Source organism: Nocardia salmonicida (assembly GCF_036142455.1).
GTDB classification, from domain to species: Bacteria; Actinomycetota; Actinomycetes; order Mycobacteriales; family Mycobacteriaceae; genus Nocardia; species Nocardia salmonicida.
The window spans coordinates 4,263,177-4,285,531 of record NZ_CP108014.1 but is presented as its reverse complement, the minus strand read 5'-3'; the positions used below and the strand labels follow the sequence as shown (position 1 = coordinate 4,285,531).

The window sequence follows — 22,355 nt, the reverse complement described above, 5'->3', positions numbered from 1 at the left end:
CCCGTCGCACATATGGACGGGGCCAGACCCACTGTGATTGGCGAAAAGAACCACTGATCTCGCAAGAACATGGGTAACTCCATGTTGCCCAGCGTGACGGGGTCGCCGACTGGCAGGGCATGCCGTTCACGATCTCCGGCCCACGCAGCCTCGAACACGCCGGACCAGCCGCGTAGGGTGCGGTCCTCAGGTCAGGGCTGCGTCAGCATGGTCGATGAGGGTTTGGACTCCGTCGAAGATGCGGTCAAGGCCGAAGGTGAGGGGGTCGATCGGCGTGGTGGTGTCGGTGAGTGTTTTCGCCAGTGCGGGAAAGTGTTCGGCGTGGCGGTCGACGAGTTCGACGGTGAGCTGCTGCCATTCGCGCTCGTGGTCGGCGTCGAAGTCGGCGTGCTGTTGGGCGAGGTTGCGCACGTGTCCGGCGATGAGCAGGAAGATCTGGTGGCGCTCGGCGGCCTGCAGCCCGGTCGATTCCAGCGCCGCCAGTGCCGCGTCCATCCAGTGGAGTTGATGCGGGCCCATGAGCTGACGGCGCATGGCGGTGGCGGCCAGCAGCCACGGGTGCGCTCGGTAGATAGCGAGCAGTTGGCGTGCCCAGACCAGTAGTTGTGCACGCCACCCCGCCTCGGATTCGGGTAACTCGGGCTTCACGGTGAGGACGGCTTCGACCATCAATTCGATGAGCTCTGTCTTGCCGGGGATGTGGCGGTAGAGGGCCATCCCGGAGACGCCGAATTCGGCGGCGACCTTGTTCATCGACACGGCTTCCAGCCCGTCAGCATCGGCGCGAGCGACCGCCGCCGTGGTGATACCGGTGATGGTCAGGCCGGATTTGGGGCTGTGCGTCGGCTCTTCATATGCGCTCCACAGCAGTGCGGCGCCCGTGTGTAGATCGCGGGGCTTGGCGTCGGTTTTGCGGGCCACGGGGATGCCCTCCAGGGTCGGGGGTTGACAGAACGCTCTTCATGTTTATACCTTAAACATCGTTGTTTACGGTACAAACAGTTTGAGGAGTCATCATGCGGATCCCCGGTTCGAAGCACGCTCAGCGGCTGCGCATCACCACCGCTAACGGCATCGATGAAGCCGGATTCGTCCGCATCGGTGGTATCGACCAGTGGATCTCGATCCGCGGCGAGGATCTCGACAACCCGGTGCTGTTCGAAATCCACGGCGGTCCCGGAGCTTCCAGCCTCATCTACGCTTCCCGCACCCGGGACTGGGAACGTCACTTCACCGTGGTGCGCTGGGATATGCGCGGTGCGGGCAAAACCTTCGGCCACACCGGTGCGGACGGACAGGGCGAGATGAGCCTGCGCCAGCTCGAGCACGACGCTCTGGAGGTTACCGAGCATCTGCGGACCCGGCTCGGCGTCGACAAGGTCGTTCTTCTGGGCTGCTCCTTCGGCTCGTTCGTCGCACTCCGCATCGTCCGCAGCCACCCGGAGTTGTTTTCCGCCTACGTCGGCACCGACCAGAACATCAACGCAGGCGGTCGCGACCGCACCGCCTACACCGGACTGCTGGCCCGGCTCGAAAAGGCAGGCAAGAGCAAGGATCTCGCCGCCGTCACCGCGATGACCGCAGACCGCTCGGCCTGGACCCAGGATGACTGGTCGCAGTTCAACAAACACACGGTCAGCTCCGATCCGCTCACCTTCGACACCGTCAAAAAGGTTGTCATGGGCTCGCTGCTGACCTCACCGCTGCACTCGCTGCGTGAGGTTCGCACCTACATGCAGGCCATGAGCTTCTCCGAAGTCCTCGCACCCCAATCTGTCACGATCGACGAATGGGACGAAGGCACCACCTTCACACTCCCGTTCTTCCTCTTCCAAGGCGACAGCGACGTCATCACCCCGCCGGAATCGGCCAAACGATTCTTCGACGACGTCACGGCCCCGATCAAGGAATTCGCGCTCATCGAGAACGCGAGCCATTTCGCTGCCTTCCGTCGGCCAGACCGCTTCCTCGCACTCCTCCTCGCTCACGTCCGCCCTACCCTCGCCCCCGAGTCGAATAGCACCCGGCACCGTTAGGCCGACATCCCGAGGCGACCTTCGGTCGTTCCGAGTAGCGGTGTTCAGGTCGCCCGCGGTCGAGGTCGGCTCCCCGACCTGGAGTTACGGCACCGGCGTCGAGCTCGATGCGAAGACGGAATCCGGTCGGCGAAAGACACCGGTGCTCGGAACTTGCCCTTCAAATCCTCTGCCGCGAAACAGATCTGGTTGTCGGTGGTCGAACTTGCGTTGGACCTGACCGTGTGGCTGCAAACCATCGGCCTCGGCGACTATCCCGCACACCACCAACACCGCCTGCGCCGATGACCTGCTGTCATCGAGACTTCCGCAGGCTGAAACCCAAGGACGAAGTCCGATTTCACCGCATGTCACACTCTTCTGCCTTACATCGTCAACCAGGCAGCAACCTCAAACACAGCAATAACAGCGAGCGAGGAAATAGCAATGGGTATCGAGGAATTGCGTAGCGCGGTCCGTGGACGTGTGCTGCTGCCCGGTGACGCGGGATTCGACCAGGCGGTGCAGCCGTGGAATCTGGCAGTGGCGCAACCGGTTTCGGTCGTCGTCGCGGTCGCCGACGCCCAGGACGCCGCCGACGTGGTGAAATTCGCGCGCAACACGAACAGGCAAGTGGTCACGCAGACAACCGGTCACGGCGCGACCGGCGGTATCGAGGACGCGATCCTCCTCCGCACCGGCGCCCTGGACCGTCTCGAGATCGACGCCGAGCGCCGGACGGTGCGGGTCGGTACTGGCGTGCAATGGGGTGCCGTCCAAGCCGCCGCAGCCACGCACGGGCTGACCGGGCTAGCCGGTAGCAATCCCGTTGTCGGCGTCACCGGCTACACCCTCGGCGGCGGATTCGGTTGGTTCGCACGCAAATACGGCTGGGCCGCGGACGCAGTGCGCGCCTTCGAGATCGTCGACGCCGACGGCCGGTGGGGTCGGATCACCGCCGATTCCGATCCGGAACTGTTCTGGGCACTGCGCGGCGGCGGCGGTGATTTCGCGATCGTCACCGAGATCGAGTTCGACCTGTTCCCGCTGCCACGTCTGTACGGCGGCCGCGTGATGTGGCCTGCCGACCGCACCCGAGCCGTCTTCGACCTCTTCACCGAACTCACCAGGAACGCACCACCCGAACTGTCGGTCTGGTTGCAGCGCTACCAGATCCCCGGCGCCGCACCGACCGTCGCCATCGACTTCGCCTACCTCGGTGAGCCGGACGAAGGCCGCGCGCTGACCAGCCGACTCGACAGCATCGAGGGAATCCTGGCCGACACCCGAGGCGCCTTGTCCCCCGCTCAGATCGGCCGGATCACCGCCGAACCGACCGACCCCAGCCCCTCGCTGTCGCGCGGTGAACTGCTCACCGACCTCGATGACGCAGTGGTGAAGACCCTGATCGAGGCCCCGGTCGCACCGCTGCTCAATATCCAGATCCGCGGCCTCGGCGGTGCCCTCGCCGAGCCCCACCCCGAGGGTGGCGCCCGCGGGCCCGTCACCGAGCCGTATGCGCTCTACATGCTGGGTCTCGGCCTTCCGCACCTGCTCGACGACATCCAGACCAGGTTCGCCGATGTCCTCGACGCCCTCGGCCCCCACATCACCGGCTCCAAGCCCTACACCTTCCTCGCCCCCGGCGAGGCAGCGTCGGTAGCCTTCGACCCGGAAACCCTGGCGCGGCTACGACAGGTCAAAACCGCCCGCGATCCGCACAACACCATCCGAGCCAACTTCCCACTCCACAGCTGAAACCCCAGCCTTGGGAATCTGCAGGCGGCGGGCGGTGTAGTAGTTCACGAATTCGTGGGAGCCGCCGGTGATTCAACCGACCCGGTGACCTCGGAGCCAGACGGACCGCCATGCCGGAGCTCGGCTGGCGACCATGAACAGGCGATTGACGGATCGGATCAAGTGGTGCAGTACATAGAGGTTGGACGCGACACCAACCCAAACCGCTGACGACGCTGCGACACCCGCTGCTCACCACAGCGGGGCCCATGGGCGACGCCACCCATCAGGCACCATCAATGCACGTCGGGCGGATTTATGACAATTGGATGGCAAGTGGCCACCGCCCACACAGTAGTCACGGCACCGTGACCAGCGGCGACAGTTTTGGTGAGCACATTGGTAACTCACCGGGAACGAGCTGACCCGACAACCAGCGCGCCGCCGGTCGCATCGACGACCGGCGGCGCACCTGGGTCTGGCTTGAATACGCGGAGAGGCGGCTAAGGCACGTGCCGGACCGCGCCCTTGTCGGCGGAGGTGGCGAGCGCCGCGTAGGCGCGCAGGGCGGTGGTGACCGTGCGCTCGCGGTTGAGCGGCTGCCACGGGCGCTCCGAGGCTTCCATCTTCGCGCGGCGTTCGGCCAGGACCTCTTCGGAGACAAGGACTTCCAGTGCGCGGGTGTGCACATCGATGCGGATGCGGTCACCGTTCTCGACCAGGCCGATCACGCCACCGGACGCGGCCTCGGGCGAGACGTGCCCGATCGACAGACCCGAGGTGCCACCGGAGAAGCGTCCGTCGGTGATCAGCGCGCAGACCTTGCCGAGGCCGAGGCCCTTGAGGAACGACGTCGGGTGCAGCATCTCCTGCATACCCGGACCGCCCGCGGGGCCCTCGTAGCGGACGACGACCACGTCACCGGGCTGGATCTTCTTGCCAAGGATCATCGACACCGCCTCCTCCTGCGACTCGACCACCACGGCCGGGCCTTCGAAGGTGAACAGGTCTTCGTCGATGCCTGCGGTCTTGAGGATCGCGCCGTCGGGGGCGATATTGCCGCGCAGCACGCACAGCCCGCCCTCGACGGTGTAGGCGTTCTCGATGTCACGGATGCAGCCGCCCGCGGCATCGGTGTCGAGCGAGGACCAGCGGTTGCTGGTGGAGAAGGGCTCCACCGTGCGCACGCCACCGGGGGCCGCGTGGAAGAGCTCGACGGCCTCCTCGGAGGCCTTGCCCGAGCGCACATCCCAGGTGTCGAGGTACTCCTCGAACGAGGTGGTGTGCACGGTGGTGACGTCGGTCTCCAGCAGCCCGCCACGACGCAGCTCACCGAGGATGGCGGGGATGCCACCGGCGCGGTGCACATCTTCCATGTGGTAATCGGAGTTCGGCGACACCTTCGCCAGGCACGGCACCCGGCGGCTGATCTCGTCGATGCTCTGCAGATCGAAGTCGATCTCGCCCTCCTGCGCGGCGGCGAGGGTGTGCAGCACGGTGTTGGTCGAGCCGCCCATGGCGACGTCGAGCGCCATCGCGTTGCGGAAAGCCTTGGCGTTGGCCACGTTTCGCGGCAGCACCGAGGCGTCGTCGTCCTGGTACCAGCGCTTGGCGATATCGACGATCACCGTGCCCGCCCGCTCGAACAGCGCACGCCGCGCGGAGTGGGTGGCCAGGGTGGAACCGTTGCCGGGCAGCGCGAGTCCGAGCGCCTCGGTCAGGCAGTTCATCGAGTTCGCGGTGAACATGCCCGAACACGAACCACAGGTCGGGCACGCGGACCGTTCGACCTCGTCCAGTCCTTCGTCGGACACGGCCTGACTCGCGCTCGCGGAGATCGCGGTGATCAGGTCGGTCGGCGCCTGGGCGACACCGTCGACGATCACGGCCTTGCCCGCCTCCATCGGTCCACCGGAGACGAACACGGCGGGGATGTTGAGGCGCATCGCGGCGTTGAGCATGCCGGGAGTGATCTTGTCGCAGTTGGAGATACACACCAGCGCGTCGGCGGTGTGGGCGTTGGCCATGTACTCCACGGAGTCGGCGATGATCTCGCGCGAGGGCAGCGAGTAGAGCATGCCGCCGTGACCCATGGCGATGCCGTCGTCGACGGCGATGGTGTGGAACTCGCGCGCGATGCCACCGGCGGCGGCTACCGCCTCGGCGACGATCTCGCCCATGTTCTTGAGGTGCACGTGACCCGGAACGAACTGCGTGTACGAGTTCGCGATCGCGATGATCGGCTTGCCGAAGTCGGAATCGGTCATGCCGGTCGCGCGCCAGAGCGAGCGCGCGCCCGCGGCATTGCGGCCGATGGTGGTGGTGCGTGAACGAAGCGGTGGCATTGAAGTCCTCGTAGTGTCGCTGGGTGCGTGGCAGGCGTGCGAGCAGGGGGCTGACCTGCGTGGCACGTGCGTGTACGCGGTGCGTCCGGCAAGCCGCAACGTTACTCCGGCGAGCGATGGTCGCGTCGCGCCGGTGGTAGGTCCGCGGATGATGGAACCGGGGCTCGAGGCGGGAGTGTCGCTCCGTGAGGTGTCGCCGCGGTGGTGCCGTCGGCGCGGGGTTGCCCGGTCGCCGTCAGCTTACCGCTACAACGGCCGACGCCGTCGAGCTGATTCCCGCAGTGCCCACGGTCACTGCTCGGACTTCGGCTCCGCGTCCGGTTCGGCCTTCGCGTCGGATTCCGCCTTCGCCGTAGCCCGCTCGGCGGCAAGGCGTTCGGCCTCGGCCGCCTCGGCGGCGGCGAACACATCGGGCAGCCGACCCCCGGACGCCTCGATCAGCTCACGCAGCCGGTCGTACCCGACCGCGGGCAACTTCACCTCGGAGTCGTCGTCGAGCCGGGCTCGCACATATCCGCGCTTGGGAATGCTGATCCCCTTGACCCGCGCCCAGTCGAGGTGCTTCTCCTTGCCGATCATCGAACTCAGATCCAGCCCGGCCTCGGACACGGTAGTATGCGTGCGCACGACCCACCACACCGCGATGACCGGGGCCAACAGCAGCGGCCACAGCGCCACCGGCCACCCGACGAACGGGAAGAACACGCAGAACGCCAGCACCAGCACGCCGATATAGGCCAACCGGGGAACGCCGATCACGTGCACACCGGGGGTCGGCGTGTTCGTCGTGCGCGGAACCAGCAGCCAGACGATCACGGCGACGGGCACGATCAACCCGACCCGCACCCCCAGCGACCAGTCCTGCAAGGTCCCGACGACGACGAAGATCAGGTACGCGAGTACCACTGCTCCGATCGCCGCGAGCCGCCCCGGGCCGGCCGCGCGCAGGCCGCCGGGTCGCGACGGGCGACCCGTATCGGTTCCCTCGTCGGTGGTGTGGGACGATTTAGCCGGTGGCACGGACTGATGCGGTGATGACACCCACCTATCCTCGCATCTTGGTACACGGACCCACGCAACCACTCGAGTCCCACAGAATGGGACCGGAGCGGAAAGCCTGTTTGACTCGACGCAGTACGCGCGCCTAACGTCGTACGTGTGATTCGAAACGAGCTCGTAATCGGCCGGCGCGTCCAGCGTCGAGCCTGACTGTCTAGTCAATACGTCAGCTCGCGTTTGCGACGCGCCACCCTCGAACAGCCATGTGCTGGGCGGGGGCTTTTTTGTGTTCGGGCGAATGCCAGCGGCCCTTCCGGGCCAGTCCGAGTCAGAACGAGACAGTGAGGAACCAAGACGGTGAGTGCACCAACCGCACGACCCGGGCCATCGGCCCGCAGGTCAGCGCCTTCAGCTACCCCCGGTAGTCCGGCTACCGACCCCGCCCGTCGTCAGGTCGCGCCCGAGCGCGTGACCGGCGCCCAGTCGGTGGTTCGGTCCCTCGAAGAGCTCGACGTCGACACGGTATTCGGCATTCCCGGCGGCGCGGTCCTTCCTGTCTACGACCCGCTGTTCGACTCGAAGAAGGTCCGCCACGTCCTGGTGCGCCACGAGCAGGGCGCCGGTCACGCGGCGACCGGTTACGCGCAGGCCTCGGGCAAGGTCGGTGTGTGTATGGCCACATCCGGCCCCGGCGCCACCAACCTGGTGACCCCGCTGGCGGATGCCCAGATGGACTCGGTCCCGATCGTGGCGATCACCGGTCAGGTGCCGTCGAGCCTGGTCGGCACCGACGCGTTCCAGGAAGCCGACATCTCCGGCATCACCATGCCGATCACCAAGCACAACTTCCTCGTCAAGGACGCCGCCGACATCCCGCGCACCCTGGCCGAGGCGTTCTACCTCGCCGCCTCCGGTCGCCCCGGCGCCGTCCTGGTCGACATCACCAAGGACGCCCTGCAGGCCCAGACCACGTTCTCGTGGCCGCCGGAGATGCGTCTGCCCGGCTACCGCCCGGTCACCAAGCCGCACGGCAAGCAGGTGCGCGAGGCCGCCAGGATGATCCTGGAGTCCAAGCAGCCGGTGCTCTACGTCGGTGGCGGCGTCATCAAGTCCGACGCCTCGGCCGAACTGCTCGAGCTGGCCGAACTCACCGGCATCCCGGTGGTCACCACCCTGATGGCGCGGGGCGCGTTCCCCGACAGCCACACCCTCAACATGGGCATGCCCGGCATGCACGGCACCGTCGGCGCGGTGGCCGCGCTGCAGAAGTCCGATCTGCTGATCACCCTCGGTGCTCGTTTCGACGACCGCGTCACCGGTCAGCTGGACTCCTTCGCCCCCGACGCGAAGGTCATCCACGCCGACATCGACCCGGCCGAGATCGGCAAGAACCGCCACGCCGACGTCCCGATCGTGGGCGACGCGCGTGAGGTCATCGTCGAGCTGATCGAGACCCTCAAGGCCGATCCGCAGTCCGGTGCCGCACCGCTGCTGACCCTCACCGAATGGTGGGCCTACCTCAGCGGCATCCGCGAGAACTACCCGCTCGGCTGGAAGACCCCCAGCGACGGCTCGGTCTCGCCGGAGTACGTCATCGAGACCCTCGGTCGCCTCGCGGGCCCCGAGGCCGTCTACTGCGCAGGCGTCGGCCAGCACCAGATGTGGGCCGCGCAGTTCATCAAGTACGAGAACCCGCGCACCTGGCTCAACTCGGGCGGCCTCGGCACCATGGGATACGCGGTTCCCGCGGCCATGGGCGCCAAGATGGGCGCGCCGGAGAAAGAGGTCTGGGCAGTCGACGGTGACGGCTGCTTCCAGATGACCAACCAGGAACTGGCCACCTGTGCGATCGAGGGCGTGCCGATCAAGGTCGCCCTGATCAACAACGGCAACCTGGGCATGGTCCGCCAGTGGCAGACCCTGTTCTACGAAAAGCGCTACTCCAACACCGATCTCGGCACGCACTCGCTGCGCATCCCCGACTTCGTGAAGCTGGCCGAGGCGCTGGGCTGCGTCGGCATCCGGGTGGAGAAGGAGTCCGAGGTCGAGGACGCGATCCGGCAGGCCCAGGCCATCACCGACCGCCCGGTCGTGATCGACTTCATCGTCGGCAAGGACGCCCAGGTCTGGCCGATGGTCGCTTCGGGCACCAGCAACGACGAGATCATGTTCGCCCGCGGTATCCGTCCGCTCTTCGACGAGGACGAGTCGGTGTCCGAACCGGCCGTTATCCACGAGGCGATGGAACGCGAGCAGGCCACATTCGAGAAGGGCGACGACGAATGAGCACCACCCACACCCTGAGCGTCCTTGTCGAGGACAAGCCGGGCGTGCTGGCGCGAGTCGCGAGCCTGTTCTCGCGCCGTGGCTTCAACATCGAATCCCTCGCCGTCGGTGGCACCGAGATCCCCGAGATCTCGCGCATGACGATCGTCGTCACCGTCGATGATCTGCCGCTCGAGCAGGTCACCAAGCAGCTCAACAAGCTGATCAACGTCATCAAGATCGTGGAGCAGGACGCCGACGCCTCGGTGGCCCGCGAACTGATCCTGGTGAAGGTGCGGGCCGACGCGTCGGTGCGCACGCAGGTGATCGAGGCCGTGCAGTTGTTCCGCGCCAAGGTGATCGACGTCTCGCCCGACGCGCTGACCATCGAGGCCACCGGCACCCGTTCCAAGCTCGACGCGCTGCTGCGCATGGTCGAGCCCTATGGCATCCGCGAGATCGTGCAGTCCGGTGTCGTGGCCGTCGGCCGTGGCCCCAAGTCGATCACCGCGACCCGCTGAATCTCCCTCAGCAACCTCCGCGATAACTTTTCCTAACCGCATTCGAGAAGGGACCAACCAAAGTGGCAGTCGAGATGTTCTACGACGACGACGCTGACCTGTCGATCATCCAGGGCCGCAAGGTCGCCGTGATCGGTTACGGCAGCCAGGGCCACGCGCACTCGCTGAGCCTGCGCGACTCCGGCGTCGACGTCCGCGTCGGCCTGGCCGAGGGTTCGAAGTCTCGCCCGAAGGCCGAAGAGGCCGGTCTGACCGTCGGCACCCCCGCCGAGGTCTCCGCGTGGGCCGACGTGATCATGGTGCTGGCGCCCGACACCGCTCAGGCGTCGATCTTCACCAACGACATCGAGCCCAACCTGAAGGACGGCGACGCGCTGTTCTTCGGCCACGGCCTCAACATCCACTTCGGTCTCGTCAAGGCTCCGGCCGGCGTCACCGTCGCGATGGTCGCCCCCAAGGGCCCCGGCCACCTGGTGCGTCGTCAGTTCGTCGACGGCAAGGGCGTTCCGGCTCTGATCGCCGTCGATCAGGACCCGACCGGCGAGGGTCAGGCCCTGGCGCTGTCCTACGCCAAGGGCATCGGCGGCACCCGCGCGGGCGTCATCAAGACCACCTTCAAGGAAGAGACCGAGACCGACCTCTTCGGTGAGCAGGCCGTGCTCTGCGGTGGCACCGAGGAACTGGTCAAGATCGGTTTCGAGGTCATGGTCGAGGCGGGCTACGCCCCCGAGATGGCCTACTTCGAGGTCCTGCACGAGCTCAAGCTGATCGTCGACCTGATGTACGAGGGCGGCATCGCCCGCATGAACTACTCGGTCTCCGACACCGCCGAGTTCGGTGGCTACCTGTCGGGCCCGCGCGTCATCGACGCCGGCACCAAGGAGCGCATGAAGGCGATCCTGACCGACATCCAGGACGGCACCTTCGTCAAGCGCCTCGTCGCCAACGTCGAAGGCGGCAACAAGGAGCTCGAGGGTCTGCGCAAGGAGAACGCCGAGCACCCCATCGAGGTCACCGGCGCCAAGCTGCGCGGCCTGATGAGCTGGGTCGACCGCCCGATCACCGAAACCGCCTAAGGTTTCACCGCGTCTGGAAAGGCCCGTTCGCCACGTGCGAGCGGGCCTTTCGGCATGCTGACGTAACCTGGTGGCGTGACGGAAGCAACGCCAGCTCAGCGACTTCGGCTCGCTCTGGAGATGTCGGAATTCGGCGTGCAGATGTACCGCACACGGATGCGCCGGATGTACCCGAATGCGTCCTCGACCGAGATCGCGGACAAAGTCGCATCCTGGCTCCTGTCCCGGTCAGGCGTTGAAGACGCAGCTGGTCGGCCGTCCGCCAGGTTTGCGTGAACGCCCTCGAATCAGCGCTGCGGCGTGCGCGAGCCGACATCGACAAGCTGGGCTACCGCTGGGCCCTCGTCGGTGGCTTCGCGGTCTCGGCCCGCTCGATTCCCCGATTCACCCATGACATCGACCTCGCGGTCGCCGTAGCCGATGATGGCGACGCGGAAGCACTGGTGCGCAGCATGTTCGATGCGGGCTACATCATGTACGCGTCCGTCGAACACGACAACGGACGACTCGCCACGATACGCCTGCGAAGAAACGTCGACGGTGTCCCCGTTCTGGTCGATCTGCTCTTCGCGAGTTCAGGAATCGAGCACGAGATAGCCGCCGCTGCCGACGAGATCGAGATCGTCCCCGACCTCAGTCTGCCGGTGGCGACGACCGGGCACTTGATCGCTCTCAAACTGCTCTCTCGTGATGACGCGACGCGTCCGCAAGATCTCGCCGATCTGCGTGAGTTGCTGAGCGTCGCCACCGAGGGCGACATCTCGATAGCTCGTTCGGCTGTGTGTTTGATAGCCGACCGCGGCTTCAATCGAGACCGCGACCTGGTGTCGAGTCTCAATGCCCTTCTCGCATTCTGAAGAGGCCACCCCAACGAGGTCATCAGCGCCAAGTTGTGTCGAAAGGCACCTTCCGTTCAGGACGGGGCCTTTCGTGCTTGGCAGGTAGTCGACGCGTGCTGTCACCGCATGGTGATGTGCTGGTTCTTGCTGTGTGGTCAGGTAGCGGGGGAGACTGCTCGACGGCGGGCGACGTGTTAAAAATGGCGAGCGGGAACTGGCGGGCCCCCGATGTCGAGTCCACCCGGTAGTAGAGCCCGGGTTGTGTTCGATCCGTATCAGTTGATGCCGCACGCCACCGGATGGTGACGGTGGCTGCAGCGGGCAGCGTACTCGGCCGGGGTCAGATAACCCAGCGCCGAGTGGCGGTGCCGTAAGTTGTGCTCGGTTTTGAAGTCGCCGATCACCACCCGTGCTTCGAGCAAGCTCGTCCAGTGGTTGCGGTTGAGACATTCCACCCGCAACCGGCGGTTGAACGATTCGATATGACCGTTGTTCCACAGCGTGCCCGGCGGAATATAAGACAACCCGACCCTGCCCGCGCAGAACTGTTGCAACGCAATAGAAATGAACTCCGGCCCGTTGTCCATCCGCAACACCTTCGGCGGGCCGCCGGTCGCGTCGAAGATTTTGCCCAGCTCGGTGACCAACCTGTCGGCGGTGATCGACCGCTCGACCAGGTGCAGCAGCGATTCTCTGGTGTGTTCGTCGATCATCGACGCGATCTTCACCGCCTTGCCATCGACGGTGGAATCGAACTGGAAATCCAACGCCCACACCACTTTCGGGGCGTCAGCATCGACCTGGGGTACCGACGAGGACCCGGCTCGTTTGCGTGGCGAATGCGCGCGGATCTGCAGGCCTTCCTCACGCCAAAGCCGGTGGACCTTCTTCTTGTTCACCTCCCGCCCCTCGTCATGGCGCAGAGCTACCCATGCGCGCCGGAACCCGTGGCCTGGATGTTTGATGGCGTAGACGCGTAACCAGGCCCGCAGATCGGCATCCGGATCGGCGGGAGTCTGCGCCAGCGGCACGCGTCGATACGTGGAACGAGCAAGCCCAACAGCCTTGCACGCCAACCATTCCGACATGCTCAACGTGCGTTTGAGCATGTCCACGGCGCGGCGTTTAGCGGCTGGGCTCAGAATTTTCCCTTCGCGACCTCACGCAACGCGTCTTTCTCCAGCTCGGCATCGGCGAGTAGTCGCTTGAGCCGGGCGTTCTGCTCGCGCAGCTCTTTGAGCTCTTTGGCGGCGTCGGTGTCCATGCCCGAGTACTGGCGGCGCCAGTTGTAGAGGGTCGCCGCGTATACACCCAGCTCAGCGGCGATCTGCTCGCCCGTTTTGCCTTCCGCGGTCAACTCGTCCGCACGGCGCAGTTTGCGCACGATGTCCTCCGCGGAATGCCGCTTCCGACCAGCCATGACTCTCAGTGTCCCTTCCAGCCCGTGTCGAGGCCAACAAGACTCTAAAACCGGGTGGTCTCATCCACGGGGGTCAGGCCAGCACTTATGAGCAAATTTTTCGAAGGAGTTCGACGATTTCCTCTGGGATTCTTGACTTATTCATTTGCTGCACAATCCCGATCCCATCTCGGTCCTTCTTGTATCGTAGGCCATGCTTTCGAAATAGATTCGCGAGCAATTCTTCTCCGGGGACGCGTACGAGCTTGTTCGATTCCCATTGATCGGCGATCTGGCTGGATGTATCGGCGATTGTGGTTGATAGACTATTTCGGACTTCTGTCAATGACTTCTCGGTGTCAGAAAGAGCCTCTTCGACTGCATTGGCAAGCCCCTTCGACTCCCAACCTCGTAGGATTGTCGTGCGATCGGGACGATGGGTTGAAATTGACAGTGCTGCAACGCGTTTCGCAATAGTTAGATCTTTGAGTTCATCAGCAAGGCTGTGCAGTTCAGTTTGGATTTGATGCGCCGTGACTTCTTCGCCATGGCATCGGCCCGACAAATACTGAGCGAGTGCCTCCGGGTCGATTAGATAGTTTTCAATTTCGCGTCTGCTCAAAACATGTAGGGTGCCAAGGTCTCCAAGTTGTTTAGTCAGTTTTTCGATTCTATTCTCGTCTTGTTCGTCGCGATCGATTACGAAAAGTGAGCGTACTCGCCGTCTTGTAAGGAGTGACAGGGTTGAGCTAGCGGCGTAATGGGCGAAATTTCGAGAACCGCCCATCGTGACGAAGCCAACATTCGCGTTGCTTAAGTTTATATCAAGCTTTGCAGCAAACTTTCTAAGAATTGCTTCGTCGGTCTGACCCTCAACGAAAACCAGTCTGTCGAACATGAATATTGAGCTGAGTCTAATCCCCAACTCTTTCGGGAGTTCATCTCCGGCTGTCGAGATATCTACATGCTGCACGGATGTAGACTTCTCATTTCTCGTAATATATATACTGCTCAACTCTCCGGAGTCTACGAAGCTTGTCGAGTGTGTAGTGAGAAAAACTTGAGAATTGCTACTTAGTGTCTTTAGATGCTGCAGCATTGCTGTCTCGAACGCAGGGTGAAGATGCACCTCTGGTTCTTCGACAAGTAGAATATCGGGGGTTTCGAACGCCACATCCAGCACAACACGTAGGGCTTCTCGGACGCCGGATCCATTTGCCTGAACTAGAAAATTATCGACATCGAGTTCGGCCAATCTACGTGTCGTCACACGAGACCCCAAGCGGTCTCGCGGGCTGGATACCAGCTGGCTCTGAAAAGCATCAATTTCAACTCCAAGGAGCGTTCGGACCGTCTGTTGAATACTCTTTAGGGTCGAATCCATTCCACGTGTCATCTTCAATTCGAGAAGGCGCTCAGCTTCGCTTTCACCAATTGGTTCACGGCGATCTTCAAGATATAGTACGTTCGTTGACGATACTATTTCCAGGATGTGTTTGACATAGTAGGGGATACTTTCGGAATCGCCAGCGTATCCCGTTATAGGCGAGGTCAGTGTTCTGTCCATCACTGAGTCTAGTTCTTCTAAAATCGATAGACGGTAGGCATCGAATTTCGTCCTCAGATCTGAAATGCTGCTCGTCTCTTTCGTTAGCATCGAGAAGTAGGACGCGACCTCCTCCGCAGCGTCAGTGCGCCCAACATATCTTGTGATGCTGATCGGGCGCATTCTCGGCCGTCTATCCGGGGTGTCGGTTTCCCAGAGTTGATCCCAATTCTCGTCCAGTTTGTCTAGTGCCTTACTTTTAAGGCGCAGGCGACTTTCGATCATAGAGTACTCAGCGATCTCGTTTGCTGAGGTTTCGCAAATGGTAAGTAGGGAAACTCGAACCGCATCGACTGTGCGGCTTACGTCGATGGACTTCTTGTCAACAAGACTGACAGACGATATGTATTGGACATCCTGATCCCCTATACGGCGGATGTCGACCTGTATGTTGAGATTGAGGTTGGAGTATTCTTGTGGCAGTGTATTCTGAATTTGTGGGTATTCCTGTGAAAGTTTGGTAAGTATTGATTCTATGGATGACTCCCCGATATCAAGCGTGCACGAAATCTGAATCGGCGACGAATCTGTCCTGTTATGCGAATCTACGCTGCTCCGAATTGTTGTCTGTTTGCTGGCAAGCTCCTGTCGATTGAGAAATTTGAACAGCAGATCAATCGAAGTCAATATGTTAGACTTGCCTGAGTTATTCTTTCCTATTAGGACGTTGAACTCGCTGAAGTTTTCTATTGCGAGATTATTAATGCTCCGAAAATGATTCACGTTCAAGCTGGTAATTCGCATTTAAGTCTCCCCTAGTCTGTGATTAATCGCTCAATTGCTTGGATGCGGTAATCAGGAATTGTGAAGATTATCACGGGGCAGGTATGGGTGCAGACGATCGGCGGCACCCGCGCGGGCGTCATCAAGACCACCTTCAAGGAAGAGACCGAGACCGACCTCTTCGGTGAGCAGGCCGTGCTCTGCGGTGGCACCGAGGAACTGGTCAAGATCGGTTTCGAGGTCATGGTCGAGGCGGGCTACGCCCCCGAGATGGCCTACTTCGAGGTCCTGCACGAGCTCAAGCTGATCGTCGACCTGATGTACGAGGGCGGCATCGCCCGCATGAACTACTCGGTCTCCGACACCGCCGAGTTCGGTGGCTACCTGTCGGGCCCGCGCGTCATCGACGCCGGCACCAAGGAGCGCATGAAGGCGATCCTGACCGACATCCAGGACGGCACCTTCGTCAAGCGCCTCGTCGCCAACGTCGAAGGCGGCAACAAGGAGCTCGAGGGTCTGCGCAAGGAGAACGCCGAGCACCCCATCGAGGTCACCGGTGCCAAGCTGCGCGGCCTGATGAGCTGGGTCGACCGCCCGATCACCGAAACCGCGTAAGGTTTCACCGCGTCTGGAAAGGCCCGTTCGCCACGTGCGAGCGGGCCTTTCGGCATGCTGACGTAACCTGGTGGCGTGACGGAACCAACACCGGCCCAACGACTTCGGCTCGAGCCGACCAGGGTGGGTGTGTCATCCGCGTCACGGATCTGAACCCTGTGCCTTCGGCTGACCTCGGCGGTGGCGATCTCGCGATTCCGTTCGAGCTGCCCAACGGCGATGTCGGCTTCATCTGGGGCGACTCGTTCTCCGGGGACGGCCCGTACGGCCCACCGATGGACGGCATCGGGAACTGGCGTTCCCCCATCATCACGCGCACATCTCAGCGCGACCCCGCCGAGCCGATCGTCATGGCCACCTCGCCGAGCACCGACGGCCGCCAGCTGTGGGACTACCAGCACGACAACGCCGAATACTCCACCGTCCTGCCGTGCGACGCGATGACCGTCGACGGCCGGATCTACCTGTGGGTCATGTACACCAAGGGCCTGGGCAACGAGAAGTGGTGCGAGGTCTGGACATCCGACGACAGCGGCATCACCTGGGCCCGTAGCGGTTCGAAGTTCTGGTGCGGCGCCTTCGCCGGCAAGCGGGTCATGATCTCCTGGGCCAAGGACCCGCACAGCGACTGGGTGCACATCATCTCCACCGGCGGCCTGGCCAGGAACAAGGACATGCTGCTGTGGCGCGCGACGGCCGACGGCCTGTCCGATCCGCACGCCTGGCAGGGCTGGGGCTGGGACGGCGACAACTGGGCCTGGAACCGTGAGCCGACGCCGATCCTGCCCGGTTGGCAGTTCGGCGAGATCTGCCTGCGCTATGTCGAGAACAGGGCCGTGATCTCCGGATTCGACGCGGGGGACTACTCGATCTTCGTCAAGGTCGGCGACCGGATCGACAACACGAACTGGATCACGACCCACACCCACCGGCCGATCACCGGGATGCCGCGCGGTGTCGACACGGTCCCGCGCCTGTACGGCGGCTACATACACCCCTACAGCAGGCTCGAGGACGGCAAGTTCACCCTCATCGTCTCCGAGTGGGCGCAGAACGGGAATCCCTATCGGGCGACCCAATTCACCTGCACCGGGATTCGCCGGAAGGTGTTGGTCCCGGTACCCGACCCCGAACCGACCCCGGAGCCCCAGCCGACGCCCGATCCTCGGCCGACACCACCACCGGACCCGCAACGGACCTGGTGGCAGGAGCTCGTTCGCCGAGTCGACGAGTGGCGCAGGCGGCTCGGTTCGTAGCGCCACCCCTTGCTGTCGGCAGTCGATAGCTGGGTGGTGGCGCACTCTGTCACCGCATGGTTATCCGCTGGTCCTTGCCGTAACGGCCCGGTAGCGCGAGACTTGCTCGATGACGACGGTTGAGGATTTCGATCGGCAGGCGGCGGAGATCGGCAAAGCGGCGCGGAAGCGGGTTTCTCGTACCGCGTTGGGGGAGTGGAAGCCGGGTCCGGGGCGGGAGGACCCGGTGGCGATTCTGTTGAAACAGAACGAGAGCCGGGTGCCGTCGCTGGTGCCGATCCGGATGGCGCGAATGGCGTTGTCGCCGTTCACCTTTCTGCGCGGTGCCGCGGCGGTCCTGGCCAGTGACCTGGGGAGCGGTCCGGATACGGGGCTCATCACGCAACTGTGCGGCGACGCGCATCTGTCGAACTTCGGGCTCTTCGGCACTCCTGAACGCAATCTCGTATTCGATGTGAACGACTTCGATGAGACGCTGCCCGGCCCGTTCGAGTGGGACGTCAAACGCCTGGTCGCCAGTGTCGCGGTCGCGGCGCTCAACAACGGCTGTTCCGATGAGGACGCGGCATCGGCGGCGGAGGCGACCGCCCGCGGCTATCGCGAGGGCATCGAGACGATGACAGAGCAGGACAGCCTGGAGATCTGGTATGACCGGGTCGACTCCGACAAGGTTCTCGAGCTGGTCCAGAAGAAGAAGGGCCGCAAGCTGGCCGAGAAGACGATCGCCTCGGCCAAGAAGCGCACCAGTCTGCAAGCACTGGACAAACTCACCGAACCCGATGCCGACGGCATTCCGCGGATCAAGAATCAGCCGCCGCTGCTGGTACCCATCACCTCCCCCGACGCGGCGACCGTGAAGTCGCTGTTCGCCGAATACCGGCGCACGCTGCCCGACCACATGCGCGTGCTGCTCAACCGCTACGCCTTCGTCGAGGCCGCCGTGAAGGTCGTCGGCGTCGGCAGCGTCGGTACCCGATGCTTCATCGCGCTGCTGATGGACAAGGAGTCCGGCACTCCGCTGTTCCTGCAGTTGAAGGAGGCCGACATCTCGGTGCTGGCGCCATATCAGAAGGCGAGCCGATACAAGCACCAGGGCCATCGCGTCGTCGCCGGTCAGCGCTTGATGCAGGCGTCGAGCGATATCTTCCTCGGCTGGGCCACCGGGCCCGCGGGCGTGCACTACTACTGGCGTCAGTTCCGCGACATGAAGGGCTCCGTCGAGATCGACAATCTCACCCACGGGCAACTGGCCAACTACGGCGCCGCCTGCGGCGGCGTGCTGGCTCGCGCCCACTGCCGCTCCGGCGATCCGCTGGCGATCGACACCTATATCGGCGGCAGCGAGAAGTTCGACACGGCTCTGAGCGATTTCGCGATGTCGTATTCGGATCAGAGCTTGGCCGACTACCGCCTGCTGCTGGCCGCTATCAAGGACGGTCAGGTGGAAGTGGCCGACAACCCGTACTGATCGGCCCGGTTCGGGCTCGACCGAAACAGCGCGATCCCGATCGCGAACAACCACAGCATGGTGAGCCCGTCGACGGTCGCCGTGAGCACAGCGACGCTCAGCGGGCGATTTCGCCTTCGGTCTCGACCTCATCCTGGACGGCGTCGCCGCCGCGGTCGCCACGGCCGAAAAGCCGCGGTCGTAGTCACCGGGACTCGCGTCGCCACCGCGTCGGCTGCAGTGGATACACTCATTACCGATGAGTAACTTCTTTTCCTCGGTGGACCAGGTAACCGACCGGCTGACAGCCGCCGGTTACCTGCCGTCCCTCGATATCGCGACCGCGGTCTTCCTCGCCGACCGCCTCGGCAAACCCTTGCTGATCGAGGGGCCGGCGGGCGTCGGTAAGACCGAGCTCGCCAAGGCTGTCGCCGCCGCGGTGCGCGCCGAGCTCATCCGTCTGCAGTGCTACGAGGGCGTGGACGAGGCCCGTGCCCTGTACGAGTGGAACCACGCCAAGCAGCTGCTCCGGATCACCGCCACCTCCGGCGAGGACTGGGACAGCACCCGCGACCATGTCTTCACCGAGGAGTTCCTGCTCGCGCGCCCGCTGCTGGCAGCCATCCGCAACCCCGACCCCACGGTCCTGCTCATCGACGAACTCGACAAGGCCGACGTGGAACTCGAGGGTCTGCTGCTGGAAGTCCTCGGCGACTTCCAGGTGAGCATTCCCGAACTCGGCACCGTCACCGCCGTCCGCAAGCCGTTCGTCATCCTCACCTCCAACGCCCACCGCGACCTGTCCGAAGCGCTGAAGCGTCGCTGTCTGTATCTCCATATCGACTATCCGACAGCGGAATTGGAGAAGGCGATCGTCGCGCTCAAAGTTCCCGAGCTCGACGCCGCGCTGGCCGAACCGGTGGTGGCGACGGTGAGCGCGCTCCGGCAGCTCTCCCTGCGCAAGGCGCCCTCGATCGCCGAAACCGTGGACTGGGCTAGGACTTTGGTTGCGTTGGGAACGCGGACACTGACCGGCGGTGTGGTCCGCTCGACGCTCGGGGTGCTGCTGAAGTACCAGTCTGACCATCGCATCGCCATCGATCGGCTCGGTCTCGACGACCAGGCAGACGGCAGCGTGCGGTGATGAGCCCTTCGCGCGTCGTTCCCACGAGCGCTCGGCTCGTCGATTTCGTCACCCTGCTGCGCGAGCACAACATTCACGCGGGTCCCAGCGAAACCATCGACGCGGCAGCCGCGATCGTAGCCCTCGGTGACGCCGACCCCCGCGTCCTGCGCGCGGGTCTGGCCGCCTGCCTGCTCCGCCGCAACGGCCAACGCAAAGTCTTCGACCAACTCTTCGACCTGTACTTCCTCGGCGTCTCGCTGCCGTCCGCGCGCCCGAGCGGGAACGCCGAAGACCTGCGCGAACGTCTGATCGCCACCCTCGTCCAGGGTGAGGACACCGCCGAACTGGCCCGCGAAGCACTCAACACCTTCGGCGCCTACGGCGGTGCGGGGGAGAGCGCGGGCCGAGTCACTCAGGCCTCCGGTGCGGGTTGGTCCTCGTACCTGACCATGAAATCGCTACGCCCGGATGAGATCTCCGAGGAGCTTGCTCAAACCATGGGTGGCACAGGGCAGTTCGACACGGCGGTGCGCACCATCGAGGCCCGTCGCCGCGTCGACCGGTTCCGTACCGATGTGCAAACCGAGGCGCGCCTGCGCTCGGCCGAATTGCGCGGCACCGACTACATCGCCCGCCGCGGCGTCGAGAACTCCGCGGACCGCACGGATTTCCTCGGTGCCCGCGAGCAGGACCTCGCCGAGATGCGCCGCCTCGTGCACCCACTGGCCCGCAAGCTCGCCACCCGACTGGCAGTGCGCCGCAAGAAGGCGGTCCGCGGCCAGATCGATCTGCGCCGCACCCTGCGTCATTCCATGGCCACCGGTGGTGTCCCGGTCGATCCGGTACTGCGCGCGCGCAAACGCGGTCGCCCCGATCTCGTTGTGCTGGCCGATGTTTCGGGCTCGGTCAGTGGTTTCGCCGAATTCACCCTGCAACTGGTGCAGGCCCTGCAGGACCAGTTCAGCAAGGTCCGCAGCTTCGGCTTCGTCGACACCTGCGCCGAGATCACCCAGTACTTCACCCCCGGCGAACCGCCACCGCCGGGCTTCGCGCAGAACATCGTGCGCGAAGGCGGCGTCGCCCGGTTCGGATCCAGCAATTACGGCGAGGTCCTCCAGGGTTTCGTCGACCATTACCTCGACGCGGTCGGCCCACGTACCTGCGTGCTGATCCTCGGCGATGCCCGCACCAACCGCACCGACCCGAATCTCGCCGCGCTGCAAGCGATCACCGAGCGCGCGAAGGCGGTCTACTGGCTCAACCCGGAGCCGTCGCGCTCCTGGTCGACCGGTGACTCGGCCGCCGAAGGCTACACCGAGATCGTCACCATGCACGAATGCCGCAACGTCGCCCAGCTCGCCGAGGTGATCGGCAGACTACTGCCCGCCTGATTCAGCGGTGCTTCGTAGCAGTGGCCGCCAACTGGACGACCGCATACTCCCGGCCCGCCTTGGCCTGGTACGTGTCGTAGCGGGGCTGCGCGGCGGTGATGTGCTCCCATGCCGCCGCCCGCTCGGCTCCTTCGAGTACCCGGGGCGTGACGGCGACCGTGTCGCTGTCCGGTAGCTGGACGGTCGCCTGATCGGGGTGACCCATCAGGTTGAGGAACCAGTCGGGGTGGCCGTCCTTGCCGCCGGAGGCGACGAGCAGCCACGATTCGTCCTCGCCGGGGAACCAGGAGATCGGGGTGTCGCGCGGCTGACCGCTGCGGCGGCCGACCGTGTGCAGGATCAGCACATCCATCCCCATGAAGGTGCCTTTGCCGCGACGGATCTTGCGGTTCATCCGCGCGTTCATCCTGTGCTGCATCCAGCGAGAGAATCCGCTGTGTGAGTTGCTCGTGCTCGCTTGCTGATTCGAAGACATGGTGACAGTTCCTTTCACAGGGAGGGGGAGGCTCAGCCCCAGGCGCCGGCGATCTGACGGGTGCTGGCATTGAGCCGGTTGAACATGTTGGTGACGCCGATCATCAGCACGATCGAAGCGAGCTGCTTCTCGTCGAAGTAGCTGGCGGCGCTGTCCCAGATCTCGTCGGTGACCGCGTCGGCACGGTCGGCCATCCGGGTGGCGGCCTCGGCGAGTTCGAGGGCGGCGCGCTCCTCCTCGGAGAAGAACGGGGTCTCGCGCCAGGCCACCACGGTGGCGAGGCGGTCTTCGCTGACGCCCGCTTTGCGCGCGGTGGTGGTGCCACCGAGAACGCAGGCGCTGCAGCCGTTGATCTGGCTCACCCGCAGGTGCACCAGCTCCAGGATCTCGCTGTCCACGCCACCGGTCTCCACGGCCTTGAGCACCTGCTGGATCGGGCCCATCGCGTCGGTGAGGACCATGGCCGGGTTCTTCATCCGAGACTGCATGTCGTTCTCCTTGCTGGTTGCTTGTCCGCTGC

At 64.2% G+C, this 22,355-nt stretch carries 18 protein-coding genes and 2 pseudogenes; 13 read left to right on the top strand and 7 right to left on the bottom strand.

Annotated features, from left to right (window positions below):
- Positions 1-186 precede the first annotated feature (186 nt).
- The gene (locus OHS03_RS20185) at positions 187-921 is read right to left on the bottom strand and encodes a TetR/AcrR family transcriptional regulator (protein WP_328656193.1); all 735 of its coding nucleotides are present in this window, start codon (positions 919-921) and stop codon (positions 187-189) included.
- 95 nt (positions 922-1,016) lie between these two features.
- Between OHS03_RS20185 and OHS03_RS20180 the strand changes: the two genes are divergently transcribed.
- The 3 genes and pseudogenes from OHS03_RS20180 to OHS03_RS20170 all read left to right on the top strand — a co-directional run bounded on the left by OHS03_RS20180 (position 1,017) and on the right by OHS03_RS20170 (position 3,773).
- A complete protein-coding gene (locus tag OHS03_RS20180) occupies positions 1,017-2,036 on the top strand; it encodes an alpha/beta fold hydrolase (protein WP_328656191.1) in 1,020 nt (339 codons plus the stop codon).
- 60 nt (positions 2,037-2,096) lie between these two features.
- A pseudogene (locus OHS03_RS20175) lies at positions 2,097-2,315 on the top strand (IS1380 family transposase); the annotation flags it as partial.
- Between the two features lie 147 nt (positions 2,316-2,462).
- A complete protein-coding gene (locus OHS03_RS20170; RefSeq protein ID WP_328656189.1) occupies positions 2,463-3,773 on the top strand; it encodes an FAD-binding oxidoreductase in 1,311 nt (436 codons plus the stop codon).
- A 482-nt stretch (positions 3,774-4,255) separates the two neighbouring features.
- Here OHS03_RS20170 and ilvD read toward each other — a convergent pair whose 3' ends face one another.
- Complete coding sequence (gene ilvD / locus OHS03_RS20165) at positions 4,256-6,097, bottom strand: dihydroxy-acid dehydratase (RefSeq protein ID WP_328656187.1); 1,842 nt, start codon at positions 6,095-6,097, stop codon at positions 4,256-4,258.
- 291 nt (positions 6,098-6,388) lie between these two features.
- Positions 6,389-7,138 (bottom strand): PH domain-containing protein, encoded by a 750-nt coding sequence (locus OHS03_RS20160; protein ID WP_328656185.1) that lies wholly within the window; start codon positions 7,136-7,138, stop codon positions 6,389-6,391.
- A 315-nt stretch (positions 7,139-7,453) separates the two neighbouring features.
- On the opposite strand from OHS03_RS20160, the gene OHS03_RS20155 reads away from it, so the two are divergent.
- The 5 genes from OHS03_RS20155 (at position 7,454) to OHS03_RS20135 (ending at position 11,815) form a co-directional block, all read left to right on the top strand.
- The gene (locus OHS03_RS20155; RefSeq protein ID WP_062986873.1) at positions 7,454-9,382 is read left to right on the top strand and encodes an acetolactate synthase large subunit; all 1,929 of its coding nucleotides are present in this window, start codon (positions 7,454-7,456) and stop codon (positions 9,380-9,382) included.
- On the top strand, positions 9,379-9,882 hold the full coding sequence (ilvN, locus tag OHS03_RS20150; protein ID WP_019048314.1) for an acetolactate synthase small subunit: 504 nt from the start codon (positions 9,379-9,381) through the stop codon (positions 9,880-9,882). The genes OHS03_RS20155 and ilvN overlap by 4 nt, the downstream gene beginning before the upstream one ends.
- Before the next feature lie 74 nt (positions 9,883-9,956).
- Positions 9,957-10,958, top strand: a complete 1,002-nt coding sequence (gene ilvC, locus OHS03_RS20145) for a ketol-acid reductoisomerase (protein ID WP_174551969.1) — start codon at positions 9,957-9,959, stop codon at positions 10,956-10,958.
- Positions 10,959-11,033: 75 nt separating this feature from the next.
- A complete protein-coding gene (locus tag OHS03_RS20140) occupies positions 11,034-11,234 on the top strand; it encodes a hypothetical protein (RefSeq protein WP_255284618.1) in 201 nt (66 codons plus the stop codon).
- Positions 11,231-11,815, top strand: coding sequence for a nucleotidyl transferase AbiEii/AbiGii toxin family protein (locus tag OHS03_RS20135; RefSeq protein WP_328656183.1), 585 nt, complete (start codon positions 11,231-11,233; stop codon positions 11,813-11,815). The genes OHS03_RS20140 and OHS03_RS20135 overlap by 4 nt, the downstream gene beginning before the upstream one ends.
- A 257-nt stretch (positions 11,816-12,072) precedes the next feature.
- On the opposite strand, the gene OHS03_RS20130 is transcribed toward OHS03_RS20135, so the two are convergent.
- Positions 12,073-13,217 (bottom strand): IS3 family transposase gene (locus tag OHS03_RS20130; protein WP_328656181.1). Its coding sequence is split into 2 segments (ribosomal slippage): positions 12,073-12,950 and positions 12,950-13,217, totalling 1,146 coding nucleotides; the frame shifts between segments, so codons are not numbered across the junction.
- Positions 13,218-13,302: 85 nt separating this feature from the next.
- Positions 13,303-15,546, bottom strand: coding sequence for an AAA family ATPase (locus OHS03_RS20125; protein ID WP_328656179.1), 2,244 nt, complete (start codon positions 15,544-15,546; stop codon positions 13,303-13,305).
- 84 nt (positions 15,547-15,630) lie between these two features.
- Here OHS03_RS20125 and OHS03_RS20120 point away from each other — a divergent pair.
- The 5 genes and pseudogenes from OHS03_RS20120 to OHS03_RS20100 form a co-directional block, all read left to right on the top strand.
- Positions 15,631-16,140 (top strand): annotated as a pseudogene (locus tag OHS03_RS20120) (ketol-acid reductoisomerase); the annotation flags it as partial.
- A gap of 158 nt (positions 16,141-16,298) precedes the next feature.
- On the top strand, positions 16,299-17,396 hold the full coding sequence (locus OHS03_RS20115) for a DUF4185 domain-containing protein (protein WP_328656178.1): 1,098 nt from the start codon (positions 16,299-16,301) through the stop codon (positions 17,394-17,396).
- Positions 17,397-17,505: 109 nt separating this feature from the next.
- Entirely contained in the window at positions 17,506-18,864 is a 1,359-nt protein-coding gene (locus OHS03_RS20110; protein WP_328656176.1) for a DUF2252 domain-containing protein, read from the top strand.
- A 238-nt stretch (positions 18,865-19,102) separates the two neighbouring features.
- Positions 19,103-19,987, top strand: a complete 885-nt coding sequence (locus tag OHS03_RS20105; RefSeq protein ID WP_062986878.1) for an AAA family ATPase — start codon at positions 19,103-19,105, stop codon at positions 19,985-19,987.
- On the top strand, positions 19,987-21,360 hold the full coding sequence (locus tag OHS03_RS20100) for a vWA domain-containing protein (RefSeq protein WP_328656174.1): 1,374 nt from the start codon (positions 19,987-19,989) through the stop codon (positions 21,358-21,360). The genes OHS03_RS20105 and OHS03_RS20100 overlap by 1 nt, the downstream gene beginning before the upstream one ends.
- A 1-nt stretch (position 21,361) precedes the next feature.
- Here the strand turns inward: OHS03_RS20100 and OHS03_RS20095 are convergent, their stop codons facing one another.
- Together OHS03_RS20095 and OHS03_RS20090 are read right to left on the bottom strand one after the other, a co-directional pair.
- Complete coding sequence (locus OHS03_RS20095; RefSeq protein WP_328656171.1) at positions 21,362-21,778, bottom strand: nitroreductase family deazaflavin-dependent oxidoreductase; 417 nt, start codon at positions 21,776-21,778, stop codon at positions 21,362-21,364.
- Positions 21,779-21,867: 89 nt separating this feature from the next.
- The gene (locus OHS03_RS20090) at positions 21,868-22,323 is read right to left on the bottom strand and encodes a carboxymuconolactone decarboxylase family protein (protein ID WP_328656169.1); all 456 of its coding nucleotides are present in this window, start codon (positions 22,321-22,323) and stop codon (positions 21,868-21,870) included.
- Positions 22,324-22,355 lie beyond the last annotated feature (32 nt).

Bases quoted from the DNA above. Each gene is read 5' to 3' on its own strand.
- OHS03_RS20180 (WP_328656191.1), top strand. From the start codon at position 1,017: ATGCGGATCCCCGGTTCGAAGCACGCTCAGCGGCTGCGCATCACCACC.
- OHS03_RS20170 (WP_328656189.1), top strand. From the start codon at position 2,463: ATGGGTATCGAGGAATTGCGTAGCGCGGTCCGTGGACGTGTGCTGCTG.
- ilvD (WP_328656187.1), bottom strand. From the start codon at position 6,097: ATGCCACCGCTTCGTTCACGCACCACCACCATCGGCCGCAATGCCGCG.
- ilvN (WP_019048314.1), top strand. From the start codon at position 9,379: ATGAGCACCACCCACACCCTGAGCGTCCTTGTCGAGGACAAGCCGGGC.
- ilvC (WP_174551969.1), top strand. From the start codon at position 9,957: ATGTTCTACGACGACGACGCTGACCTGTCGATCATCCAGGGCCGCAAG.
- OHS03_RS20125 (WP_328656179.1), bottom strand. From the start codon at position 15,546: ATGCGAATTACCAGCTTGAACGTGAATCATTTTCGGAGCATTAATAAT.
- OHS03_RS20110 (WP_328656176.1), top strand. From the start codon at position 17,506: ATGACGACGGTTGAGGATTTCGATCGGCAGGCGGCGGAGATCGGCAAA.
- OHS03_RS20105 (WP_062986878.1), top strand. From the start codon at position 19,103: ATGAGTAACTTCTTTTCCTCGGTGGACCAGGTAACCGACCGGCTGACA.
- OHS03_RS20100 (WP_328656174.1), top strand. From the start codon at position 19,987: ATGAGCCCTTCGCGCGTCGTTCCCACGAGCGCTCGGCTCGTCGATTTC.
- OHS03_RS20095 (WP_328656171.1), bottom strand. From the start codon at position 21,778: ATGCAGCACAGGATGAACGCGCGGATGAACCGCAAGATCCGTCGCGGC.
- OHS03_RS20090 (WP_328656169.1), bottom strand. From the start codon at position 22,323: ATGCAGTCTCGGATGAAGAACCCGGCCATGGTCCTCACCGACGCGATG.